This is a genomic window from Brevibacterium senegalense (genome assembly GCF_000285835.1).
Lineage (GTDB): Bacteria > Actinomycetota > Actinomycetes > Actinomycetales > Brevibacteriaceae > Brevibacterium > Brevibacterium senegalense.
This window is the reverse complement of sequence record NZ_HE978604.1, coordinates 86,619-108,267: the sequence shown is the minus strand read 5'-3', so window position 1 is coordinate 108,267 and position 21,649 is coordinate 86,619. Positions and strand designations below refer to the sequence as shown.

The following is a 21,649-nucleotide window of genomic DNA, read 5'->3' as shown; positions in this document are numbered from 1 at the left end:
ACGTCGTTGGCCAGGAGGCGGCCCAGTGCGGATCCCACCGCCGCGCACCAGAGGAGGAGCGCGGTGCGCCACGCACGGGCGGGACGGATGACCGCGAGGCGGTAGCGGTGCTCGGCGCGCACGTCCGCGGCGGCCCGCGGCGGCCGGGGCGAGGTCAGCAGCGCTCGCGCGGTCGCGGCGGGGACCACGACCTCGGCGCGGGGTGCCAGGACCACGCGGAAACCGGCGGCGCGCACGCGGCGGGAGTACTCGATCCCCCGGTAGGAGGTGGGCAGGGAGGCGGCGGGCGCGCCCACGGCCCGGACCACGTCCGCGGCGACGAGGGCGCCGGGCAGGTCGACGGCGTAGACGTCCTCGGTGCGGCCGAACTGGCCCTGGTCGACCTCGCCCGGGGACACCGGGTTGACGCGCTGGCCCTGGGCCGTCGTCGTCACCCCGGCGGACACGAGGCGGTCGGAGTCGGTGACCTGCAGGCGCGGGCCCACGAGGCCCACCGCGTCGCCGGAGCCCGCGATGTCGAGGAGACGGGCGAGCGCGTCCAGTTCCGGCTGGTCGCGCGGTCCCAGCAGCCAGATCCACTGCGCGCCGGCGGCCAGCGCCTCCTCGACGACGGCGGCGACACCGGCGGGATCCGCCCGCAGGACCGACGAGACCCCCGGTACGCCCACCGCACGGTGGGCATCCCGGAGGTCCGCACCGTCGTCACTGGTGACGACGGCTATGACGCGTTCGCTCACACGGCCTGCTTCTTGATGCGTCGCCTTTCACGCTCCGAGAGACCGCCCCAGATGCCGAAGCGCTCGTCGTTGGCGAGCGCGTACTCGAGGCACTCCGCCTTCACGTCGCAGGAGGCGCAGACCTTCTTCGCCTCGCGGGTCGAGCCGCCCTTCTCCGGGAAGAACGCCTCCGGGTCCGTCTGCGCGCACAGCGCGTCGTCCTGCCACGCCAGGTCTCCGTCGCCGGATCCGCCCAGCAGCAGTGAGAGGGGCGAGACCGCTTCCCCGCGGTCCCCCTCCGCCGTGTCCTGCGTCAGATCGTTGGGCGTGAGCGTGACCGGGTCGATGTCGAGGGGATCCGCCAGCGGCGATCCCCCGGTCCCCGGTTCCACGAACCAATCGACGGCGGTCCTCTCAGAGACCCGCCTGCGCAGCGGTGCGACCGGCGCCTCCGTCTGCGGTGCCGCACTCGCCGTGTTCCACTTGTGTGCTGGTGTCACGTGCCTTCCCCCTATCGTCGTCGGCGTCGGGTGCACCCCCGGAGCCTCGGACTCATACTGGAATTACACGCGTGTCATTCCCTCCCGTCAAGCGGCGGCGGGGTATCCTGAGCCACCATTCGAACAGCAGTTCGACACTCTCACACACATCCGCCCGCCTGGATCACTACATGTGGTGCCCGCCGTGCACGCGCACCACTAATTGTGGCGGAACCGGCCCGCACAGGGAATTCTCGGGACTTCCGGCACTCCGGGCACCGAACTCCACGCGTGCCGCGAACGGTTCGCAGGCACTCCTCCGGGGACCCGGGCCGCGGTGCGAGAATGGGCGCCATGCGCCCCGCTCCGTCTTCCTCCCGCTCCGCCGCAGAGCCCAGCCGCCTCCTCACCGCGTACGCCGTCCCCGGGATCGGCCGCGTGCGGCCCGGCACGGACCTGGGCCGCGAGCTGGTGGGCGCGATCCGCGCCAGCGGCCTCGACCTCAAGGACGGGGACGTCGTGGTCGTGGCCTCGAAGATCGTCGCGAAGGCGGAGGGCGCGCTGGCGAGCGCGGGCAGCCGGGCGGAGCTCGAGGCGCTCGTCGCCGCCCGCACCCGTCACACGGTCGCCCGCCGCCGCTTCGGCGCCGGCGCGACGGTGAGCGTGGTCCGGACCCCGGCGGGCACCGTGCAGGCGGCCGCGGGCCTGGACCGGTCGAACACGGAGGCCGACGGCGACGTCGTCCTCCAACCGCAGGATCCGGACGCCTCCGCCGCCGCGCTGCTGGCCGTGCTCACGGAGCGGTTCGGCGCGCGCGTGGCGGTCCTCGTCTCCGACACGACCTCGCGGCCCTGGCGCACCGGCGTGGGCGACATCGCGCTGGGCTGCGCGGGGCTGGAGCCGCTCGACTCGCAGCAGGGGCTGCCGGACGACACCGGCCGCGCCCAGGAGGTGACCGTCCGGGCCGTCGCGGATGCGATCGCCGCGGCGGCGGACCTCGTCAAGGGGGCCGCCCGCGGTCGCCCCGTCGCGATCGTGCGCGGGGTGGGCGACCACGTGACTGGCCGACCCGGACCGGGTGCGGCCGGTCTCAACCGCGCCCTCGAGGACGACTGGTTCCGCACCGGCCACATCGAGTCCGCGTGGGCGGCCCTGGGTGTCGACCCGGCCGATCCGACCGTCATCCCGCCGTCCGGCGACGGCTCCGACGACATCCTCACCCGCACCACCCGGGCGCTCGCGGTCACCCGCGCCGGCGTCCCGCGCACCCCGGGCCAGGGCGCCTGGCGGCTGACCGTCATGGGCTCCGGCGCGCTCATCCGCATCCGCCCGCGCCCCGGGGCCGCGGCCTCGCAGGCGGACGGACACCCGCTCGTCGAGGCGGCGGTGGGCCTGGGCGCGCTCCTCGAGCGCATCGCGACGAGCCTCGCCGCCGAGGACCTCCGCTGCGAGACCGCCTGGCTGTGGGAGGATTCCGGCGCACCCGGCGGCGCGAACGTCCGCATCGCCCTCGACCCCGCCTCGCTGAGGAGCTGATCCCGTGCGCACCGTCCTCGCCGCACTCGCCGCCCGCCGCCACCCCGTCCTCCGCTGGGAGGACGGGGACGGGGCCGCCCTCGAGCTCACCGGCCCGGTCCTCGCCAACTGGGTCCACAAGGCCCACGGTCTCCTGGCGGACCTCGACGTGGGACCCCACCGCGGCCTCGGGCTGGTCGTGGGAGCGGACGAGCCCCTGCACTGGCGGGCCCTGGCCGGGGCGCTGGCCGCGTGGGGCCTGGGTTCGCCCGTCCTCCTCGTGACGGACGAGCCGCCGGCGGACGAGTGGATCGCCCTCGTCCCCGAGGCCCTGGCCCAGGATCCCGTCACGGACTCCGCGGACGAGGTCCTCGTCTTCCCCGTCGCCCCGCTGGCCCTGGCGGCGGACGCCCCGCCGGAGACCATCGACTTCGCGACCGCGCTGCGCGCCTTCCCGGACGAGTCCGCGATCGCCGCGAGCCCCCGCGTGACCCTGGGCGAGGCCGCCGCACCGCAGACGGTGCAGCTGGCCGAGCTCACCGCCGGCGGGCCGTCCGGAGACCCCACCGGTCGGTCGTCGGACACCACCGCCGAGGCCGCCGTCAGCACCGAGGTCGCCCTCACCTCCGCGCCCCGCACCGCCGGGGACTGGACGCGCGTGCTGGACGGCCTGCTGCAGGGCCTGCTGGTCCTGCGCCCCGCCGACTGACGGGTCCGCGGCGCCGTCCGTCGACGCGAGCCGCGTCCCGCGTGCTGAGACCCCCGGTCCGGGTGGGTCCCGGCACCCTGCGGCGGATGTGGCGCATGCAATAATCCGGACCATGGACAAAGTGATGTCATCAGCAGACGAAGCGGTGAAGGACATCCCGGACGGCGCGCGGATCGCCGTGGGCGGATTCGGGGTCGTGGGAGTCCCCGAGGTCCTCATCGACGCACTCCACGACCAGGGGGCGAAGGACCTCGAGGTCATCTCGAACAACGCGGGCGTCGACGGCCGCGGCCTGGGCAAGCTCCTCGAGACCCGCCAGATCAGCCGGATCATCGCCTCGTACGTGGGCGAGAACAAGGAGTTCGCCCGACAGTACCTGTCCGGCGAACTCGAGGTCGAGCTGACCCCGCAGGGCACGATGGCAGAGAAGCTGCGCGCCGCGGGCGCGGGCATCCCGGCGTTCTACACGATCACGGGGTCCGGCACGCAGGTGGCCGACGGCGGCATCCCCTGGCGCTACGACAGCGAGGGCCAGGTCGTGAAGTCCTCCCCCAAGAAGGAGACGAAGACACTCTCCACCTTCGGCGAGGAGCACGACTACGTCCTCGAGGAGTCGCTGCCCAGCGACTACGCACTGGTGCGCGCCGCGAAGGGCGACCGCGCCGGCAACCTGGTCTTCCACTCGTCCGCCCGCAACTTCAACCCGCCCGCGGCGATGTCCGCGCGCACGACGATCGCGGAGGTCGAGAAGCTCGTCGAGGTCGGTCAGATCGACCCGGACGACGTGCACCTGCCGGGCATCTACGTCGCGCGCGTCGTCGAGCTGACCCCGGAGCAGGTGGCGGACAAGCCCATCGAGAAGATGACCGTGAGGGAGGACTGACCATGGGTCTGACACGTGAGCAGATGGCCGCCCGCGCGGCCCAGGAGCTCCCGGACGGGAGCTACGTGAACCTGGGGATCGGCATGCCCACCCTGGTGCCCAACTACATCCCGGAGGGGGTCAACGTCGTCCTCCAGTCGGAGAACGGCCTGCTGGGCGTGGGCCCCTACCCGCGGAAGGACGAGGTCGACCCGGACCTCATCAACGCGGGCAAGGAGATCGTCACCATGAACCCGGGGGCTGCGTACTTCGACTCCGCGACCAGCTTCGGGATGATCCGCGGAGGCCGGATCGACGCAGCGATCCTGGGCGCGATGCAGGTCGCCGGCAACGGCGACATCGCGAACTGGATGATCCCCGGCAAAATGGTCAAGGGCATGGGCGGCGCGATGGACCTGGTCCACGGCGCGAAGAAGGTCATCGTCATCATGGACCACACCGCGAAGGACGGATCGCTCAAGCTGCTCGAGTCGTGCGACCTGCCGCTCACGGGTGAGCGCGTCGTCTCCCGCATCATCACGGATCTGGCGGTCCTGGAGGTGACCGGCACCGGGTTCCGCCTCCTCGAGCGCGCCCCCGGGGTGAGCGTCGAGGAGATCCAGGAGAAGACCCAGGGACTCGAGCCCGTTGAGGGCGAGATCCCGGAGACCGTGCCCGCGGCCTGACCCGCACCGCACCGCGCATGGCGGCGGACTCCCCACCGGGGGTCCGCTGCCGTCGTCATTCAGGCGGCATCAGGCCGTGAGAGCGGTGCTCGCGACGAAGAGCGCGCCCTCTCCCGTGACGGCAGGACGCGCCTCGTCCGCGCCCACGAACACGGCCTCGCCCCGGCGCAGCGTCAGGGTCTGCGCCCCGGTGTCCAGCGTGAAGGACCCGGACGTGCAGAGGGCCGTGAGCGGGCCGGGCCGCGTGAGTCGCCGGTCCCGGACCCGCGACAGGACGGTCAGGACGAAGTCGTCGGTCGTGCCGCGCAGCTCCGCGGAGTCGTCGACGGTGAGCACCTGCGGGGCCCGGGTGTCGAAGCGGACCGTCCGGACCAGCTCCGGGACGTCCGTGTGCTTGTGGGTGAGTCCGCCGCGCAGCACGTTGTCGCTCGAGGACATGATCTCGACGCCCACCCCGCGCAGGTACGCGTGCAGGATCCCGGACTCGAGTGCCAGCGATTCCCCCTCCTGCAGCAGGTAGCGGCGCAGCAGGACCGCGACGAGCGCGCCGGCGTCGCCGGGGAAGTCCGCGTGCGTCTCCAGCAGAGTGAGCACGGGATCGACGCTGCTGCCCTCGTGCGACGGGTGGTCGGAGTCCACGCGTCCCGAAGCAGGATCCGCGAGCACGCCCGCCAGTGTGTCCGCCAGCGACCCGAACCGGCCCGGGTCGCTCAGCACCAGGACGACCGCGTCGCGCAGGGCGAGCGCCTCGTCCGGTTGCGCGAGCGCGGCCTGCCACGCGGCGAGAGACTGCCGCTGCGCGGACGGCGCGCCGGTGTCCGCCAGTGCGGTCTCGAACCTCTGGAGCGTGGCCCGGACGGCCGGCAGCGGGCGGAGGCCGCAGAGCGCGTGGAACTCGCCCAGCGCGTGGAGGAGCTCCGGCTTGTGCCACTCGTCGCGGTACGAGCGGTGCGGGGCGTCCCGCGGGATGCCGGCGGCCTCCTCCGCCGCGAAGCCCCGGGCCGCCTGCTCGAGTGAGGGGTGGCTCTGGATCGACAGGGCCGTGCCCGCGGAGAGCACTTTGAGGAGGAACGGCAGGCGCGCCCCGAAGCGCGCGATGGACGTCTCGCCCAGGTGCCGCACGGGGTCCTGGGCGATCAGGTCGTCCAGCCCCGTCCCGTCGACACGGGACGGCGCGCCGGGGTGCGCGCCCACCCACAGCTCCGCCGCCGGGGTCCCGTCCGGTTCCCGCCCCAGGATCTCCGGAATCCCCGAGGCCGCACCCCAGGCGTACTGCTTCACCGTGTTCGTCAAACGCTGCACTTCACGTCCCGCGGCTCGTCCGATGGTCCGCGTGCAGTCTATGCGGGAGCCGGTGGGACGCCGAACGGCCCCGCACCTCGTGAGAGGTGCGGGGCCGTTCCGAGCGCGGACCGCGCTGCGGCCGCTGCCGGGTCCGGATCAGACCACGCGGATGAACACGGCGCCGCGCTTGACCATCCAGTCGTAGCTGCGCTTCGAGGTGTTCGTCCGGGACGAACCGGCGTCGTACATCATGCCCTTCGTCTCGGAGACGATGCCGATGTGGCCGGGCACCCAGACGAGGTCACCGGGCTTCGCGTTCTTCGCGGAGACGACCTTCCCGGCATTGCGCTGCGCGCTGGTGTTCCGGGGCAGATCGATGCCGTTCTTGCTGTAGACGTACTGGGTGTAGCCGGAGCAGTCCCAGCCGGTCTTGGGCGACGTGCCGCCCCAGCGGTACTTCACACCCAGGTGCTTCTTGGCCTCCTTGATGATCGCGTCCCGCTTCTCCTTCTCCTTCTGCTCCGGAGTCTTCTCCGGCTTCTTGGAAGGCGTGGGAGAGGGCGAGGGCTTCTTCGACGGAGTGGGCGACGCGGACGGCGTCTGCGACGGGGTCGCGGACGGCGAGGGGCGGGGCGACTCCGAGGGCTTCTCCGACGGCGTCGGGGACGCGGACGGGGTCTGCGAAGGAGTGGGCTCGGCGGACGGAGTCGCGGACGGCGACGGCTCGGTCGTGGGCGCCGGTGACGGGTCTTCCCCGGACTCGCCGTCGTCGCCTCCGTCCGTGCCGTTCAGGTCCTCGACGCCGCCCCGGAGGTCACCGGTGGCAGAGAACTCGGTCGTGCCGTAGCCCTCGGCCCACACGAGGCGCGCGCCCTGGAACGTCTGCTCCGCGCGGCCGTCCTTCACCGTGAGTGCACTGGTCGGGTACCCCAGGTGTCCGCGCTCATAGCCCTTGTCCTTCCAGTACTTCTGGAGGATGCCGGTCGTCGCGTGCGCGCCGGTCGCCTTCGTCCAGTGGACCGCACCCTTCGCGAACGTCTGGTAGACGCCGCCGTTCTTCAGGCCGTCCTTCGGATCCGCCTTGGGGAAGCCGATCTGCTGGAGCAGGTCCTTGTCGACCAGCTTGTCGATCGCACCGGTCACGACATGCGCGCCGGTCGCCTTCGTCCAGTAGATGTGGCCCTTCTCGTACTTCTGGCCACGACCGCCCGCGATGTCGAACTCCTTGCCGGACGGCTTGCCCAGCTGCTCGACGTGGCCGGCGTACTTCTCCTCGATCGGAGTCTTGGACTTCTCCTGCTCCTTCTTCTTGTCGTCGTCCTTCTTGCCGTCGTCCTTCTTCTTGTCGTCCTTCTTCTCATCCTTGCTCTTGTCGTCCTTCTTGCCGTCGTCCTTCTTCTTCTCGTCCTTCTTCTCCTTGTCCTCGGGGGTGTCGCCGCCCTTCTGCATCTTCACGATGGCGCTGCGCATTCCCCCCATCTTGGAGTAGAAGGCGTCACCCGGGCAGGCCGTCTGGCCCACATCGCGGTGACCGGAGACGGTGCGGATCGAGCGTCCGCCCACCGACGTGCGCGCATCGGCGGACACGCCTGCGGCGGAGAGCTTCCAGGCGATCGCGTGGTTGACCGCGTCGATCGTCTTCTTGGGCGGAGCGGACTTGTCGTACGTGCCCATCACGGAGATGCCGAACGTGCCGGTGTTGTAGCCCACGGCGTGGGCGCCGATGACGTTCTTGCTGAGACCGCCGGCGCGGCCCTCCCACAGACGGCCGTACTTGTCGGCCAGCACGTTGTAACCCACGTCGGACCAGCCGCGGCCCTGCGTATGGAAGCTGTAGATGCCGCGCAGGATCGAGGGGACGTCCTGGGCCGAGTAGCTGTTGGAGCCGGCGGTGTGGTGCACGATCGCGGCCTTGAGCGAGCCCGCGTAGTCCGGCGATCCCTTGCGCAGGCGCTCGTTCGCGCCCCACGACTTGCGGGAGCCGATCGAGGGCTTCTTGACCTTCTTGACCGCGGTGTTCTGCACCGCGGAGCTGCCGGGCGTGTACGACGCGTTCCGGACGGTCGCCTCGGTGGCGGCCTGTGCGTTCGCGGCACCGGTCTCGTCGGACTCGACCGCGGGAGCGTCCGCAGCCGGCGCGTCCTCGGCCGGCGCCTCCTCGGCGGGCGCTTCGGCGTCGCCGTCGGCCGCACCGGCGTCGTCCTGCGGGGGCAGGACGGGCTGGTTGGCCTCGACGGCCTCGGCGTCAGCGGCCGAGGACTTGGGGTCCACCAGGACCAGCTCGGCGTTCGCGGGGGCCTCGTCCCCGCCCAGGACGCGCAGCTGGACGCTGTCGGAGCCCGAGACGACGAACGGCTCCGTGCCGTTGCCGCCCTCGTCGATGTTCTCGACCTCGAGGTCGGTCCAGGCGCCCCATTCGTCGCCGGACTTCGTGCGCACCTCGAACGTCACGGAGGTGTCGCCCTCGTAGGTGACGCCCACGACGCTGGGGTTCCCGGCGGGGACGTCGACGGACTTGGAGATCGCAGCGATCGCGACGCCGTCCTCGGTCTCCTCCGTGACGGAGCCCACGACCGGGGCGTCGGACTCCTCCGGCGCCGGGGACTCGGTGGACTCCTCCGGCGTCGACCCATCGGTCGACGCGTCGCCGGAGTCGCCCAGGCCGGGGGCGCCCTCGTCCTGGGACGGTGCGGATTCAGAGGAATCCGTCAGCGAGGTGGTGGCCGCGTTGAACGCTCCGCTGCCCACGGCGTACGGGGTGGCGGACACGTTCGTCGCCGTCGTCGCGTCCTGGGGTGCGCGCAGCAGCCCGGGAACGTTGACGAGCGAGCGGTTCGATGCGGAAGCCGTCGACTCCGAGGACGCGCGGGCGCCGGCCTCATCGAGGCCGTCCGTGTCGATGTCCGTGATCGGAGTCGAGCTGAGATCGGGATTGACGGGAACGGCGATCGCCGCGGTCGAGCTGGACAGCCCGATGGTCGTCACCATGACCGCCGCCGCGCATGCGGCTGCAGAAGGGATCAGAATTCTCATCGTTTCAGCCTTTGTGAGGAAGACAGGGAAGGAGGCTTCTACGAAGTGGGGGCGTCGCTGGATGCGACGAACCACCTCAACATCTCAAGATTGTTACACAAATCCGGCGTGTCTGAGTTGAAATCTCGACCGATGAGAGAATGACACGGTTGTGGTTCCGCGAGATGACGCGCGAGAGTGCGTCTCAGAAATTTTTCAGCCGATCGCGATGATATCCGCGATCACGGGACGTTGCAGATCGCGGAGGCGTCCCCGTCCTCCGCGCCGCCCGCGTCCGCCTCGTCGGTCGCACCGGCCGCGGACACGTCCGCGGGCCCGGCGCCCGGCTGCGGTGCTGCCCACACGGAGACCTCGCCCGAGGCCCCGGTGCCGGGGACTGCGGACGTCGAGGCGGCCTCGGCGGACTCCTCCGACTCCGCGATCGAGGAGGCGACCAGCTCGTGCACCTGGGCGAAGTCCGGGTGCGTGGGGTTGACCTCGGGCGGGGTCAGGTTGAGGGAGGAGGTGCCGGCGGAGCGCGTCTTGAGGGCGAGGTCGACGAAGCGGTCGACCTGGATCTGGGGGATGTCCGTCGTGACGACCTCGGGGGCGGCCTGCGCGATGTCCTGGAAGCGCAGCAGCAGTGTGGACGGGTCCAGCTGGCGGACCATCGCGTCCTGGACGCAGCGCTGGCGGACCATCCGCTCGTAGTCGGAGGAGAACTCGCGGGAGCGGGCGAACCAGAGCGCGTGGTAGCCGTCCAGGTGCTGCTCGCCCTCCTCGATCCAACCCTTGACGGGTCCGTGCTGGCCCGTGTTCGGGTCGACGCCGGAGGAGATCGGCACGCGCTTGCCGGCGACCACGGTGATGCCGCCCATCGCGTCGATGAGGTCCTCGAAGCCCTTGAGGTCGATCATCGCGTGGTACTGGACCTCGAGGCCCGTCACGCCGCCCACGGCCTCCTTCATGGCCTCGACGCCGGGGGTCACGTCGTCCGGGTAGGCGTCCGCGTGCTCCTCCCCCTGCTGGTAGACCGCGTTGAGCAGGCACTCGTCGCCGCAGGTGAAGCCGTCGGGGTAGACCTCGCGCAGCGGGCTGTCCTCGTCGAAGGGGACGTTCTGCATGTTGCGCGGCAGGCCGATCATGACCGCCCCGCCGGTCTTCGCGTCGACGCTCACCAGGGTGATGCTGTCCGGCCGGATGCCCTGGCGGCCCTTGCCGGCGTCGGATCCCAGCAGCAGGATGTTGTAGCGACCGTCGACCGGCCGCTCCCCCAGCCCGCCGGCGAACAGGTTCGTCATGAGCTCGCGCTGGCTGTTGATCATCACCGTGCCGTAGGCGGTGCCGCCCGTGACGACGAGCATCGTGACGAGGGCGGCCGCCAGGAAGCGAGTGCGCGCCCGCGGGCTGAGCGTGTGGAGGCGGACGCGGCGCACCGTGTCGAGGAGGCACAGGATCCAGCTGACGCCCGCGACGACGACCACCAGCAGGACGCCCGTGAGGATGAACGGGTTCGTCGCGAGCGTGAAGGCGATCTGCCGGCGGATGAGCACCGCCGCGAGAGCCACCACGATCAGCAGCCACGTGACGAGGGTGATGACGAGCGGGATCCGCGACCGGCGGGCGCGGAAGAGCGTCTGCACGCTGCCGGGCATGAGGACCGTCGCGACCAGCAGCACCCATCCGCGCACATCGCGGTGCCGGGCATCGAGATGTCCGGGTTCGCGAAGGGGATCGACGTGCTGGAGTGTGCGTTGCTGCGTCACGGCGCCTCGGGGTCAGGTCGGGTGGACAGCACCACAATGCACGATCCGAGGTCCGTTCGCACGGAGGCGGCACCGGCAGGTCGGTGGGAGATGGCTGGACGGTGGGTCTGAAGCGGTGCCGTCAGCCGGCGCTCGACACCCAGTCGCGCAGACGGCCCAGGCCCTCCTCGACGCGGGGCAGGGCGATCCCGGAGTAGGCCAGGCGGATGTAGTCGCGGTCCTCCCCCGGCTGGCGCGAGCCGAAGTGCTCGCGCGTGCAGAAGGACACACCCGTGGCGTGCAGCGCCTGCTGTGCGAAGTCCCCCACGTCCGCCGCACCCACCCGGCGGACCGCCTCCGTCACGTCCGGGAAGACGTAGAAGGTGGACTCCGGGACCGCGACGCTCATGCCCGGCGTGTCATTCACCAGCGCGCACACCGCGTCGCGGCGCTGTCGGAAGTCCTCCAGCATGGCCCGCACGGGCTCCTGCGTGCCCGTGAGCGCTGCGATGCCTGCCCACTGGACGAAGTGGGTCGTGCACGATTCGTCGTTCGTGTTGAGCGTCGCGATGATCTGCGCGACCTGCGGGGGTGCAACCGCACAGCCCAGCCGGGAGCCCGTCATCGCGTACTTCTTGCTGAACGTATAGAGGATGACCGTGCGCTCGCGCATGCCGGGCAGCGCCGCGATCGAGTGCGAGCTGCCGGAGTAGCGCATGTCGAAGTACGCCTCGTCGGAGAGCACCCACAGGTCGTGCTCCTGCGCGATCTGCGCGATCGCCTCGCGCTCCGCCTGCGTCGACTCCGCGGAGATCGGGTTCTGCAGGTCGTTGTAGATGAGCGCCGTCGTCTGCGGGGTGATGAGGGACCGCAGGTGGTCCAGGTCGATCGCGAAGCCCTGCGGGGTCGGCACGTACCGGTACGGCAGCGGCGTGCCGCCCAGGTACTCGATCTGCGATTCGTAGATGGGGAAGCCCGGGTTGGGGTAGAGCACGCCCTCCCCCGGGTTCATGACCGTCTGGAGGAACTTCGTGATGACCGGCTTGCCGCCCGTCGTCACGACGATCTCGTCCGCGCTGAGCGACATCCCGCGCTGCCCGCCGATCTCCGCGGCCAGCGCTTCCCGCAGCTGCGGGATCCCCGGGCCCGGGCAGTAGCCGGTCTTCCCGTCCGCGATCGCCGCGTTCATCGCCTCGATGATGTGGGGCGCGGTGGGGAGGTCGATGTCGCCCAGATGGAATGGGTAGACCTCGTGGCCCCGTGCGGACCAGTCCGCTGCGGCCTGCGCGACGGCGAAGGCCGTCTCCGTGCCCAGATCCTCGATCCGGTCAGCAATCCTCATGGCGGTCTCCTCGCGTTCGCAATCGGTCGTCGGACACCAGTCTGCACCCTCGTGCACCGCGCGTCAGCACCGCCTACGCTCGACGCATGACGACCACCGGACTGCGGGCCGATCTCGTGATGGAGGGCGGCGGTGTGAAGGGCATCGCCTTCATCGGGGCGCTGGGAGTGCTGAGCGATGCCGGCTCCACGTTCCCCCGCATCGCAGGCACCTCCGCGGGCGCGATCACGGGGTCCCTCGTCGCAGCCCTCCAGCACGCGGGCGAACCGGCCGACCGGCTGCCGGAGCTGGCCGCGTCACTGGACTACGCGCGGGTGCCCGACTCCAGCCGGTTCGGCCGGGCGCTGGGACCCGCGCGCGGCCTCGCGAACCTCGTGTCCCTGGCAGTCCACGGCGGACTCCACGAGGGCCGGTATCTGCGGGAATGGCTCATGGGGGTCCTCGCGGACCTGGGTGTGCGCACGTTCGGCGATCTGCGCCGAACGGATGCAGGCTCCGCACTGCCTCCGGAACGCGAGTACGCGCTGGTCGTCGTCGCCAGCGACCTGACGAACCACCGGATGGCGCTCCTGCCCTGGGATTTCGAGCGCTACGGTCTGGATCCCGACGAGCAGTCCGTCGCGGACGCCGTGTGCGCCTCCGCCGCCGTCCCCTTCGTGTTCCGGCCTATGCGGCTGGCGATGCCGCCGCGGGGTGCGGTGAGCCTCGTCGACGGCGGACTCCTGTCGAACTACCCGATCGGGGTGTTCGACCACGCGGACCGGAGCGCAGCGCGCTGGCCCACCGTCGGCATGCGCCTGTCGGCGCGCGAGGACGAGCCGTCCGTCACCCGGCCCGTGAACGGCCTGTTCGGTGTCACCCGCGCCCTGGTCACGACCGCGCTGCACGGGATCGACCGCCGGCACATCGACGAGCCGGACACGATCGCCCGCACTCTCTTCATCGACACCGCCGGCACGTCCGCCCTCGACTTCGACATCGCACCGGCGCAGACGGAGGCCCTCATCGACTCCGGGCGCGAGGCCGCCCGCCGGTTCCTCGAGACGAAGGCGCCCTCCCTCTGGCCGGGTCTGTGACGACAGCGCCCCACCCTCACGCGGAGGGTGGGGCGCTGCGGCCGACGTGCGTGCGCACCTCAGGCCAGGAGCTTGCGTCCCATGACGAGGCGCTGCACCTGGTTGGTGCCCTCGTAGATCTGCGTGATCTTCGCGTCGCGCATCATGCGCTCGACCGGGTGGTCGACGACGTAGCCGGCCCCGCCCAGCAGCTGGACCGCGTCCGTCGTGATCTCCATCGCGACATCGGAGGCGTACGCCTTCGCGGCCGCGCCGAAGTAGCCCAGGTCCTTGTCCTCGCGCTCGCTCTTCGCGGCGGCGACGTACGTGAGCTGGCGCGCGGCCTCGAGCTTCATGCCCATGTCCGCGACCATGAACTGGATGGCCTGGAAGTCCGCGATGGCCTTGCCGAACTGCTTGCGCTCCTTGATGTACCCGATCGCGTAGTCCAGCGCGCCCTGGGCGATGCCCACGGCCTGCGCGGCGATCGTCACCCGCGTGTGGTCGAGCGTGCGGAGGGCGATCTTGAGGCCCTCGCCCTCCGCGCCCACGATGCGGTCGGCCGGCAGGTACACGTTCTCGAAGAACAGCTCGCGGGTGGGGCTGCCTTTGATGCCCAGCTTCCGCTCCTTCTCGCCGAAGGTGAAGCCCTCATCGCCCTTCTCCACGACGAACGCCGTGATGTTGCGCCCGCGCGGGCCCTCCGGATCCGTCACGGCCATGACCGTGTAGAACTCCGACTCGCCCGCGTTCGTGATCCACGTCTTCACGCCGTTGAGGCGCCAGCCGTCGCCGTCGCGCACCGCCTTCGTCTTCATCGCGGCGGTGTCGGAGCCCGCTTCGCGCTCGGACAGGCCGTACGAGAAGCCCTTGCCCTCCGCCAGCTGCGGGAGGTACTTCTGCTTGACCTCCTCACCGCCGCCCAGGATGACCGGCATCGAGCCCAGCTTGTTGACCGCGGGGATGAGCGAGGACGATGCGCAGCCGCGCGCCACCTCCTCGATGACGATCGCGGTCGCCAGCGCGTCCGCGCCCACACCGCCATACTCCTCCGCCACGTGCGGCGCGTGGAAGTCGGTCGCCAGGAGCGCGTCGTGCGCCTCCTGCGGGAACCGCGACTGCTCGTCGACCTCCGCCGCGAACGGGGTGATCTTTCCTTCGACGACCTCGCGCACCGCCGCGCGCAGCTCGTCGTGCTCTTCCGTGGGCGTGAACAGATCGAATGTCATCCTCAGCTCCTTCCGGCCGGCCGTGGGGGCCCGACTCTGTGGTCTTTCCTGGAGGTGACGGCTCCCCGTGCGGGAGGCCGTCGTGGGGTTTGGTCTCAGTGGCGCGGGCCGTCTCCGGTCGCGACGCGCTGGGCGAGCGCGCGGCCCTTCGCCTGCGCGGTCCGGCGCAGTCCCGCGCGGTGCTCGTCGAGTGCGGCGCGCAACTCCTGCCGGTCTCCGGCGGCCGCCAGGATCCGCACGGCCAGGAGGCCCGCGTTGTGGGCGCCGCCCACGGACACGGTCGCGACCGGCACGCCGGAGGGCATCTGGACGATCGAGAGCAGCGAGTCCATCCCGTCCAGGTGCTTGAGCGGCACCGGCACGCCGATGACCGGGAGCGGCGTGAGGGAGGCGAGCATGCCCGGCAGGTGCGCCGCGCCGCCGGCGCCGGCGATGATGACGTCCAGCCCGCGGTCCGCAGCCGTCCGCCCCCACTCGACCATGTCCTCGGGCATCCGGTGCGCGGACACGACCTCCGCCGTGTACGGGACACCGAACTCATCGAGCGCGGCCGCTGCCGCCTCCATCGTGGGCCAGTCCGAATCGGACCCCATGACGATCCCCACCCGGGCACCCGCCGCCGAGGCCGTGGTCGCCTTCGTGCTCAGATCCGGGTGCGGGTCCGTGTCCACGCCGGCGATGAAGTCCGCCGCGTGGCGGGCGCGGGCCAGCAGGGCGTCCGCGTCACCGGAGCCGGTGAGGTTCACGTGTCCCAGCTTGCGTCCGGGCCGGACCTCCTTGCCATAGAGGTGGACCTTGACGGCCGGATCGTGCGCCAGCACGTGGAGGTAGGCGCGGTAGAGGTCCGTGTGGTCCGCGCCCAGCACGTTCACCATGGCGGTGAGCGGGGCCAGGGGTGCGGGGTCGCCCAGCGGCAGGTCGAGGACCGCGCGCAGGTGCTGCTCGAACTGGCTCGTGACGGATCCGTCCTGCGTCCAGTGGCCCGTGTTGTGCGGGCGCATCGCCAGTTCGTTGACGAGGTAGCCGCCCGGCACCTCGAACATCTCCATCGCCATGACGCCCGTGACGTCCAACCGGGTGGCGAGCGCGATGACATCGTTCTGGATGCGCTGGGACATCTCCGGCGCCAGTCCGGGCGCCGGGGCGATCGCCTCCTTGCACACCCCGTCCTGCTGGTGCGTCGCGACGACGGGCCAGACCGCGGTCTGGCCGGACGGCGACCGGCCGACCATGACCGACAGTTCGCGCTGGAAGTCGACCTTCTCCTCCGCCAGCAGCGGACCGGGGGCCTCCGTGAACCAGTCCGCGGCCTCGGCGGGGTCGTGGATGACGCGGACGCCGTGTCCGTCGTAGCCGCCCCGCGGGGTCTTGAGGATGAGGGGCAGACCCAGGTCGCCGGCCGCGGCCGCGAGCGACTCGACCGAGTCGACCTCCGCCCACCGGGGGTTGGGCAGGCCCAGCTCGTCGATCCGCCGGCGCATGACGAGCTTGTCCTGCGCGTGGATGAGCGCGTCCGGTCCCGGATGCACGGGGTGGCCGGCCGCCTCGAGCGCCCGCAGGTGCTCCGGCGGCACGTGCTCGTGGTCGAACGTGAGGACGTCGACCGTCTGCGCGAAGGCCAGCAGCGTGTCCCAGTCGCGGTAGTCGCCCACCGTCACGTGGGCGGACACCTGCGCGGCGGAGGAGCCCTCCGCTTCGCTGAGGACATGGAAGGAGACGCCCAGCGCCTCGGCTGCGGGCGCCATCATCCGGGCGAGCTGTCCGCCGCCCACGACGCCGATCTTGGGGAAAGTCACGGGATCAGTGTATGCGCGCTGAGCACGGAGGACTCCGGGGGCCACTATCCTGGCGATCATGGGAGTGGCGAAGGAACTGCGACGCGTGGGCAAGTTCTCCGCCGTCGGCACCGTCGCCTTCCTCGTCGACATCGGCCTCTTCAACCTGTTGCGACTGGATCCCGTGGGGATGGGTCCGCTGTGGGCGAAGGCCCTCTCCGTCACCGCCGCCACGACCGTCTCGTGGGTGGGATCGCGCTACTGGACGTTCCGCGACGGTCGCACGAACACCCCCGTGAAGGAGGCGATCGGGTTCTTCGCGGTCAACGCCGCGGGCCTCCTCATCGCCCTCCTGTGCCTCTGGTTCTCGCACCACGTGCTGGGCCTCACCTCCGCGTTCGCGGACAACGTCTCCGGCAACGTCGTGGGCGTCCTGCTGGGCAACGTCTTCCGCTACCTCATGTACCGGCACGTGCTCTACCGGCCGGCCCGCGGCACGCCGCCTACGCCGCGCCGGGCGATCGTGAACCTGGACGATCCCGCCGGCGCCTGAGGCTCAGCCGCCCAGCGTCAGCAGCGGGATCTCCAACTCGTCCGGGGTCACTCCCCCGTGGTGCCCCAGCAGCGACAGCGCCGCGGGCGAGTCCCGCTCCGAATCGACGATCCCGAACCCGGGCTCGCCGATGACGACGAGGTCGCCGATCCGCGGCAGGTTGCGGTCGCGGACGGGTCCGAAGAGCCCCGCGGCCACCGCCCGGTCCCGGGTCAGCACGGTCCCGCGGTCGCCCACGAGCGCGCGGAAGGCGGCGAGCGCATCCGCCTCCGCCCCGGCCCTCGCGTAGAGGTGGGTCGCGCGCGGCTCGCCGCCCACCGCCCGCAGCAGCGCCCGCTCGTCCGGGTGCAGCGCCAGGTCCAGCCGGGTCTCGTGCGGCACGTCGATCATGCCGTGGTCGGCGGTGATCGAGAGGACCGCGTCCGCCGGCAGGGAGTCCGCCAGCCGGCGCATGCTCCCGTCGACCTGCTCCAGCTCCTCGAGCCACTCCCACGAGTCGACGCCGTGGACGTGCCCGTTCTTGTCGAGCGCGCCCCAGTACAGGTAGACGACGCGTCGTCCGGGGGCGCGCAGCTCCTCAAGCGCGTGGTCGACCCGCTCGTCGAGCGTGCGCGAGCCGCGGAAGCGCGCCCCGCGCATCGACCCCCGGTTGAGACCCCGCCCGTCGAACTTGGGCTCGCCCAGATTCACGGCGTCGATCCCGCCCGCGATGAGGCGGTCGAAGAGGGTCGCGTCCGGCACCCAGACGCGCCCGTCCACGTGGTCGGACCCCGTGAGCTGGTTGAACACCTCATCGCTGTCCGGATCCAGCAGCGTGTAGCCCATGACCCCGTGCGCACCCGGCAGCAGGCCGGTCGCCAGGGAGGACAGGGAGTTCGCCGTCGTCGACGGGAAGCCCGCACTCAGCAGCGTCTCGTCCGGCAGCAGCGAGCGCAGGAACGGGGCGTGCGCGGCACGCCTGCGCAGCAGCCGGGAGCCCAGCCCGTCGATGAGCACGACGACGGCGGTCCGGGCGGACGCGTCCGGTGCGATGCGCTGGGCGCGGTCCGCGGCCTCGGGCGTGAGGATGTCCGCCCCGCCCACCGCCAGAGCGGCGGCCGGGATGACGTCGGACAGCAGCGGTCCCGCGTAGTCCGGCGTGGGCACGCGCAGCTCCGGAGCACCCATGCGCTCAGCTCCCCCCGTGGGAGGCCCGGAAGGCGGACCGGCGCAGCTCCAGCGCGAAGCTCTGCGCCCGCGCGACCGCCTCCGGCCCCTCCGCCTGGGCGGACACGCGCAGGGTGAGGTCCTCGGACAGGAGGCTGCCGCCGTAGCCGTGGTCCGCGTCGCACTGCGGGTCCGCGCAGGTCTCCGGGAACGTGTCGATGCGGGTCGTCGACCCCCAGCCCAGCGTCAACGACACCTCGACCGGCTCCTGGCCCGGCTGGAACTCCGCCGGCTTCTCGAACGTGCGGCCGATGAGCACGGTGCTGATGTCCTTCAGCTCGATCGCCTCCGAGGACGTCATGGCCCGCGGCGGCTGCCCCAGCGGCCGGGGCGCGGGGTCGTCGTCGACGTGCGCGATGAGCAGTCGGGTGGGGGTGATCGCGAACGCGGTCACGTGGCGGTGGATCGAGTCGAGGTCCACGTGCGTGTCGATGTGGACGAAGTGCGACGTGATCTCCTCGTCGAAGAGGCTCTCGACGATCATGGTCCCGGCGAGCTGCGGGTAGTACCCCGCCGCCTGGAGCTCGGAGACGAGTTCATGGGGAATTGCCATGCGCACAGCATATGCGTCACCCGTCGAGCCTATGCTCGTGTGCATGACGAACTATCCCGCTCACTGGGAGGCCGACGTCGTCCTGCGCGATGGCGGCACCGCCCACCTGCGCCCCATCGTCCCGTCCGACGCCGACGCACTGCAGGCCATGCACCGGGCGCAGTCGCCCGAGTCGATCTACCTGCGGTTCTTCGCCCCCATGCCGCAGATCCCCGCGAAGGACCTCGACCGCTTCGTCAGCGTCGACTACCGCGATCGCGTCGCCTTCGTCATGCTCGTGGGCGAGGAGATCATCGGCGTGGGCCGCTACGACCGGATCGATGCGGAGTCCGCGGAGGTCGCCTTCAACATCGCGGACTCGCACCAGGGTCGCGGGATCGGCTCGATCCTCCTCGAGCACCTGGCCGTCGCGGCCCGCGAGGTGGGCATCACCGTCTTCACCGCCGAGGTCCTCCCCCAGAACCGCTCGATGCTGCAGGTCTTCGCGGCCGCCGGCTACGAGGTCTCCCGGGAGTTCGAGGACGGGGTCGTCGCCGTCCGCTTCGAGATCGACCCGACGGACCGGGCGATGCAGGTCATCGCGTCCCGCGAGCACCGCGCCGAGGCTCTGAGCGTCCGGTCGGTCCTCCACCCGTCCTCCGTCGTCGTCATCGGCGCCTCCCGCAAGCGGCACTCGACCGGAAACCTCCTCGTCCGCAACCTCGCGGCCGCCGGGTTCCAGGGCACGCTCACCGTCGTCCACCCGGAGGCGGAGTCGATCGCCGGCGTGCCGACGGTCCGCAGCCTCGACGAGCTCGCGGAGCCGGCGGACCTCGCGGTCATCGCCGTCCCCGCGGCGGCTGTCTCGGGGGTCGTCCGCGACTGCGCGGCGCACGGCGTCAAGGCCGTCGTCGTCATCTCCTCCGGCTTCGCGGAGGCCGGTGAGGAGGGCATGGCCCTGCAGCGCGAGGTCGTCGCGACCGCCCGCTCGCACGGCATGCGCGTCGTTGGCCCCAACAGCTTCGGCATCGCGAACACCGCCGAGGACGTGTCGCTCAACTCGTCGCTCTCCCCCTTCATGCCAGAGCGGGGCAGCCTGGGCCTCTTCAGCCAGTCCGGCGCCCTGGGCACCGCACTGCTGGCCCGCGCGACCCGCCTGGGCCTGGGCATCTCCACGTTCGTGTCCGCGGGCAACCGCGCGGACCTCTCCGGCAACGACGTCCTCCAGTACTGGGAGGAGGATCCGGCGACGACGGCCGTGGGCCTCTACCTCGAGTCGATCGGCAACCCGCGGAAGTTCTCGCGGATCGCCCGCCGCGTGAGCCGCGTCAAGCCCGTCGTCGTCGTGAAGTCGGACCTCACGGGCCAAGAGCTGCCGCCCGGCCACCAGGTGCGCCTCTCGAGCCTCGCGGAGCGCGCCGGCGGTGCGCTCGACGAGATCCTCGCGCAGGCCGGCGTCATCCGCGCGGACTCGATCCGCCAGCTCTTCGACATCTCCCAGGTGCTCACCTCCCAGCCGCTGCCCGCCGGACGCCGCGTGGGCGTCGTCGGCAACTCCGCCGCGATGGGCACGCTGCTCGTCCAGGCCGCCCGCGCCGAGGGACTCGAGGTCACCCGCGACCCCGTCTCCCTTCACCCGGAGGTGCAGGCCGACGAGTTCGGCGAGGCACTCGCGGAGATGTTCGCCCACGACGACGTCGACTCCGTCATGGTGAGCTTCACCCCGTCCGCCGGCGCCTCCGAGCGGGAGATCGCGGAGGTGCTCTCCGAGCAGGCCGCCCACGCCCGGCAGACGACGATCGCCTGCTTCTCCGGCGTCCAGGGCGTCCGCGACGAGCTCACCGCCTTCGTCCCCGGCGACGAGGGGACCCCCGTCGCGCGCACCGTGCCCAGCTACTTCGGCCCGGAGGACGCGGTCACCGCGCTCGCACGCACGACGGACTACGCGATGTGGCGCAGCGAGGACCACGGCACATACCCGGAGCTCGACGGCATCGACCGCCGTGCAGCGCGCACCGTCATCGACTCCGCCCTCGACGAACTCGAGGAGTCGAGCGGTGCCGAGGCCGACGACGGCGGTCTCGACGGAGTGGGTCCCGGTGCACTCGTGCTCGATCCCACCCGCACCCGGGCACTCGCGGAGGCCTACGGCATCCCCGTGCTGCCGCACATCACGACGTCGACGGTCGAGGAGGCGCTCGCCGCGGCCCAGGAGCTGCACTACCCGGTCGCTCTCAAGGCGGTGCACACGCGCCTGCGCCACCGGATGGAGCTGGGCGGCGTCCGTCTCAACATCGAATCGCCGGAGGAGCTGCGCGACGACTGGCTGCAGATCCGCAAGGTGATCGGCGCCTTCACCGCGACGGGTCCCTACGACATCGACGTGCAGGCCATGGCTCCCCCGGGCACGGCGTGCGTGGTCCGCGGCGGCGAGGACCCGCTGCTGGGGCCCATCGTGTCGTTCTCGCTGTCCGGGGACACGACGGAGCTCGTGGGCGACATCGCCCACCGCGTCGCCCCGCTCACGGACGTGGACGCCGCGACGATGATCCGGTCGGTCAAGGCCGCGCCGCGGCTCTTCGGCTACAAGGGCCTGCCCGTCATGAATGTCGCACCCATCGAGGAGCTGCTCCTGCGCGTGTCCGAGCTCGTCGACGACTTCCCGCAGGTCGCGGACATCGCGATCCACCCGGTCGTCGCGACGACGACGGATGCGCACGTGCTGAGCATCCGGGTCACCCTGCGCAGCACCGTCGACCGGATGGATTCCGCCCGGCGCCGCCTCGCGTGACCCGCGCCGCACCGGGCGACAGTCGGACGACGGCGGCGCCGCTTCGGAGTCGCCACCAGTGAGGTTTGCCTCAGCACACTCCTTTCGGTTACATTCGAATGACCGAATACGCGGGTGATGGCCCCCGTCGGCGCACGCGGCCGATGCACACCCGCGCA

Annotated in this window: 17 protein-coding genes; 7 read left to right on the top strand and 10 right to left on the bottom strand. The window is 71.6% G+C overall.

The window, feature by feature from the left end:
* On the bottom strand, positions 1–737 hold a 737-nt coding region (locus tag HGBR_RS20220), incomplete at its 3' end, for a hypothetical protein (RefSeq protein ID WP_040364942.1).
* Complete coding sequence (locus HGBR_RS21075) at positions 734–979, bottom strand: WhiB family transcriptional regulator (protein WP_040364965.1); 246 nt, start codon at positions 977–979, stop codon at positions 734–736. The genes HGBR_RS21075 and HGBR_RS20220, both read right to left, overlap by 4 nt.
* Before the next feature lie 570 nt (positions 980–1,549).
* On the opposite strand from HGBR_RS21075, the gene HGBR_RS09825 reads away from it, so the two are divergent.
* The 4 genes from HGBR_RS09825 (at position 1,550) to HGBR_RS09810 (ending at position 4,967) form a co-directional block, all read left to right on the top strand.
* On the top strand, positions 1,550–2,731 hold the full coding sequence (locus tag HGBR_RS09825; RefSeq protein WP_161601862.1) for a coenzyme F420-0:L-glutamate ligase: 1,182 nt from the start codon (positions 1,550–1,552) through the stop codon (positions 2,729–2,731).
* A 4-nt stretch (positions 2,732–2,735) separates the two neighbouring features.
* Positions 2,736–3,419, top strand: coding sequence for a hypothetical protein (locus HGBR_RS18900; protein ID WP_019159172.1), 684 nt, complete (start codon positions 2,736–2,738; stop codon positions 3,417–3,419).
* A 112-nt stretch (positions 3,420–3,531) separates the two neighbouring features.
* Complete coding sequence (locus HGBR_RS09815; protein WP_026077490.1) at positions 3,532–4,302, top strand: CoA transferase subunit A; 771 nt, start codon at positions 3,532–3,534, stop codon at positions 4,300–4,302.
* Between the two features lie 2 nt (positions 4,303–4,304).
* Positions 4,305–4,967: a CoA transferase subunit B gene (locus HGBR_RS09810; protein WP_019159170.1), complete on the top strand. Its 663-nt coding sequence runs from the start codon at positions 4,305–4,307 to the stop codon at positions 4,965–4,967.
* A 69-nt stretch (positions 4,968–5,036) separates the two neighbouring features.
* On the opposite strand, the gene manA is transcribed toward HGBR_RS09810, so the two are convergent.
* From manA to HGBR_RS09790, 4 genes are all read right to left on the bottom strand, one after another.
* On the bottom strand, positions 5,037–6,269 hold the full coding sequence (manA, locus tag HGBR_RS09805; RefSeq protein WP_026077489.1) for a mannose-6-phosphate isomerase, class I: 1,233 nt from the start codon (positions 6,267–6,269) through the stop codon (positions 5,037–5,039).
* Between the two features lie 138 nt (positions 6,270–6,407).
* Positions 6,408–9,284, bottom strand: a complete 2,877-nt coding sequence (locus tag HGBR_RS09800; RefSeq protein WP_245533321.1) for an NlpC/P60 family protein — start codon at positions 9,282–9,284, stop codon at positions 6,408–6,410.
* Positions 9,285–9,505: 221 nt separating this feature from the next.
* Positions 9,506–11,029 carry an LCP family protein gene (locus HGBR_RS09795; RefSeq protein WP_019159167.1) on the bottom strand — a complete coding sequence of 508 codons (1,524 nt, stop codon included), beginning with the start codon at positions 11,027–11,029 and terminating at the stop codon, positions 9,506–9,508.
* Between the two features lie 121 nt (positions 11,030–11,150).
* Complete coding sequence (locus HGBR_RS09790; protein WP_019159166.1) at positions 11,151–12,350, bottom strand: pyridoxal phosphate-dependent aminotransferase; 1,200 nt, start codon at positions 12,348–12,350, stop codon at positions 11,151–11,153.
* Between the two features lie 86 nt (positions 12,351–12,436).
* Between HGBR_RS09790 and HGBR_RS09785 the strand changes: the two genes are divergently transcribed.
* Entirely contained in the window at positions 12,437–13,426 is a 990-nt protein-coding gene (locus HGBR_RS09785) for a patatin-like phospholipase family protein (protein WP_019159165.1), read from the top strand.
* 59 nt (positions 13,427–13,485) lie between these two features.
* Here the strand turns inward: HGBR_RS09785 and HGBR_RS09780 are convergent, their stop codons facing one another.
* Both HGBR_RS09780 and HGBR_RS20810 read right to left on the bottom strand, forming a co-directional pair.
* Positions 13,486–14,634: an acyl-CoA dehydrogenase family protein gene (locus HGBR_RS09780; protein WP_019159164.1), complete on the bottom strand. Its 1,149-nt coding sequence runs from the start codon at positions 14,632–14,634 to the stop codon at positions 13,486–13,488.
* 95 nt (positions 14,635–14,729) lie between these two features.
* Positions 14,730–16,430 (bottom strand): 5-(carboxyamino)imidazole ribonucleotide synthase, encoded by a 1,701-nt coding sequence (locus HGBR_RS20810; RefSeq protein ID WP_019159163.1) that lies wholly within the window; start codon positions 16,428–16,430, stop codon positions 14,730–14,732.
* Positions 16,431–16,488: 58 nt separating this feature from the next.
* On the opposite strand from HGBR_RS20810, the gene HGBR_RS09770 reads away from it, so the two are divergent.
* The gene (locus HGBR_RS09770) at positions 16,489–16,962 is read left to right on the top strand and encodes a GtrA family protein (RefSeq protein WP_019159162.1); all 474 of its coding nucleotides are present in this window, start codon (positions 16,489–16,491) and stop codon (positions 16,960–16,962) included.
* Between the two features lie 3 nt (positions 16,963–16,965).
* On the opposite strand, the gene HGBR_RS09765 is transcribed toward HGBR_RS09770, so the two are convergent.
* Both HGBR_RS09765 and HGBR_RS09760 read right to left on the bottom strand, forming a co-directional pair.
* Positions 16,966–18,129 carry an alkaline phosphatase family protein gene (locus HGBR_RS09765; RefSeq protein ID WP_019159161.1) on the bottom strand — a complete coding sequence of 388 codons (1,164 nt, stop codon included), beginning with the start codon at positions 18,127–18,129 and terminating at the stop codon, positions 16,966–16,968.
* Between the two features lie 4 nt (positions 18,130–18,133).
* The gene (locus tag HGBR_RS09760) at positions 18,134–18,721 is read right to left on the bottom strand and encodes a DUF5998 family protein (RefSeq protein ID WP_019159160.1); all 588 of its coding nucleotides are present in this window, start codon (positions 18,719–18,721) and stop codon (positions 18,134–18,136) included.
* 43 nt (positions 18,722–18,764) lie between these two features.
* On the opposite strand from HGBR_RS09760, the gene HGBR_RS09755 reads away from it, so the two are divergent.
* Complete coding sequence (locus tag HGBR_RS09755) at positions 18,765–21,491, top strand: bifunctional acetate--CoA ligase family protein/GNAT family N-acetyltransferase (protein ID WP_026077487.1); 2,727 nt, start codon at positions 18,765–18,767, stop codon at positions 21,489–21,491.
* Positions 21,492–21,649 lie beyond the last annotated feature (158 nt).

Coding starts and splice junctions, on each gene's coding strand:
- HGBR_RS09765 (WP_019159161.1), bottom strand. CDS start 18,129: ATGGGTGCTCCGGAGCTGCGCGTGCCCACGCCGGACTACGCGGGACCG.
- HGBR_RS09780 (WP_019159164.1), bottom strand. CDS start 14,634: ATGACATTCGATCTGTTCACGCCCACGGAAGAGCACGACGAGCTGCGC.
- HGBR_RS09785 (WP_019159165.1), top strand. CDS start 12,437: ATGACGACCACCGGACTGCGGGCCGATCTCGTGATGGAGGGCGGCGGT.
- HGBR_RS09800 (WP_245533321.1), bottom strand. CDS start 9,284: ATGAGAATTCTGATCCCTTCTGCAGCCGCATGCGCGGCGGCGGTCATG.
- HGBR_RS09825 (WP_161601862.1), top strand. CDS start 1,550: ATGCGCCCCGCTCCGTCTTCCTCCCGCTCCGCCGCAGAGCCCAGCCGC.
- HGBR_RS09790 (WP_019159166.1), bottom strand. CDS start 12,350: ATGAGGATTGCTGACCGGATCGAGGATCTGGGCACGGAGACGGCCTTC.
- HGBR_RS09810 (WP_019159170.1), top strand. CDS start 4,305: ATGGGTCTGACACGTGAGCAGATGGCCGCCCGCGCGGCCCAGGAGCTC.
- HGBR_RS09770 (WP_019159162.1), top strand. CDS start 16,489: ATGGGAGTGGCGAAGGAACTGCGACGCGTGGGCAAGTTCTCCGCCGTC.
- HGBR_RS09760 (WP_019159160.1), bottom strand. CDS start 18,721: ATGGCAATTCCCCATGAACTCGTCTCCGAGCTCCAGGCGGCGGGGTAC.
- HGBR_RS09815 (WP_026077490.1), top strand. CDS start 3,532: ATGGACAAAGTGATGTCATCAGCAGACGAAGCGGTGAAGGACATCCCG.
- HGBR_RS09755 (WP_026077487.1), top strand. CDS start 18,765: ATGACGAACTATCCCGCTCACTGGGAGGCCGACGTCGTCCTGCGCGAT.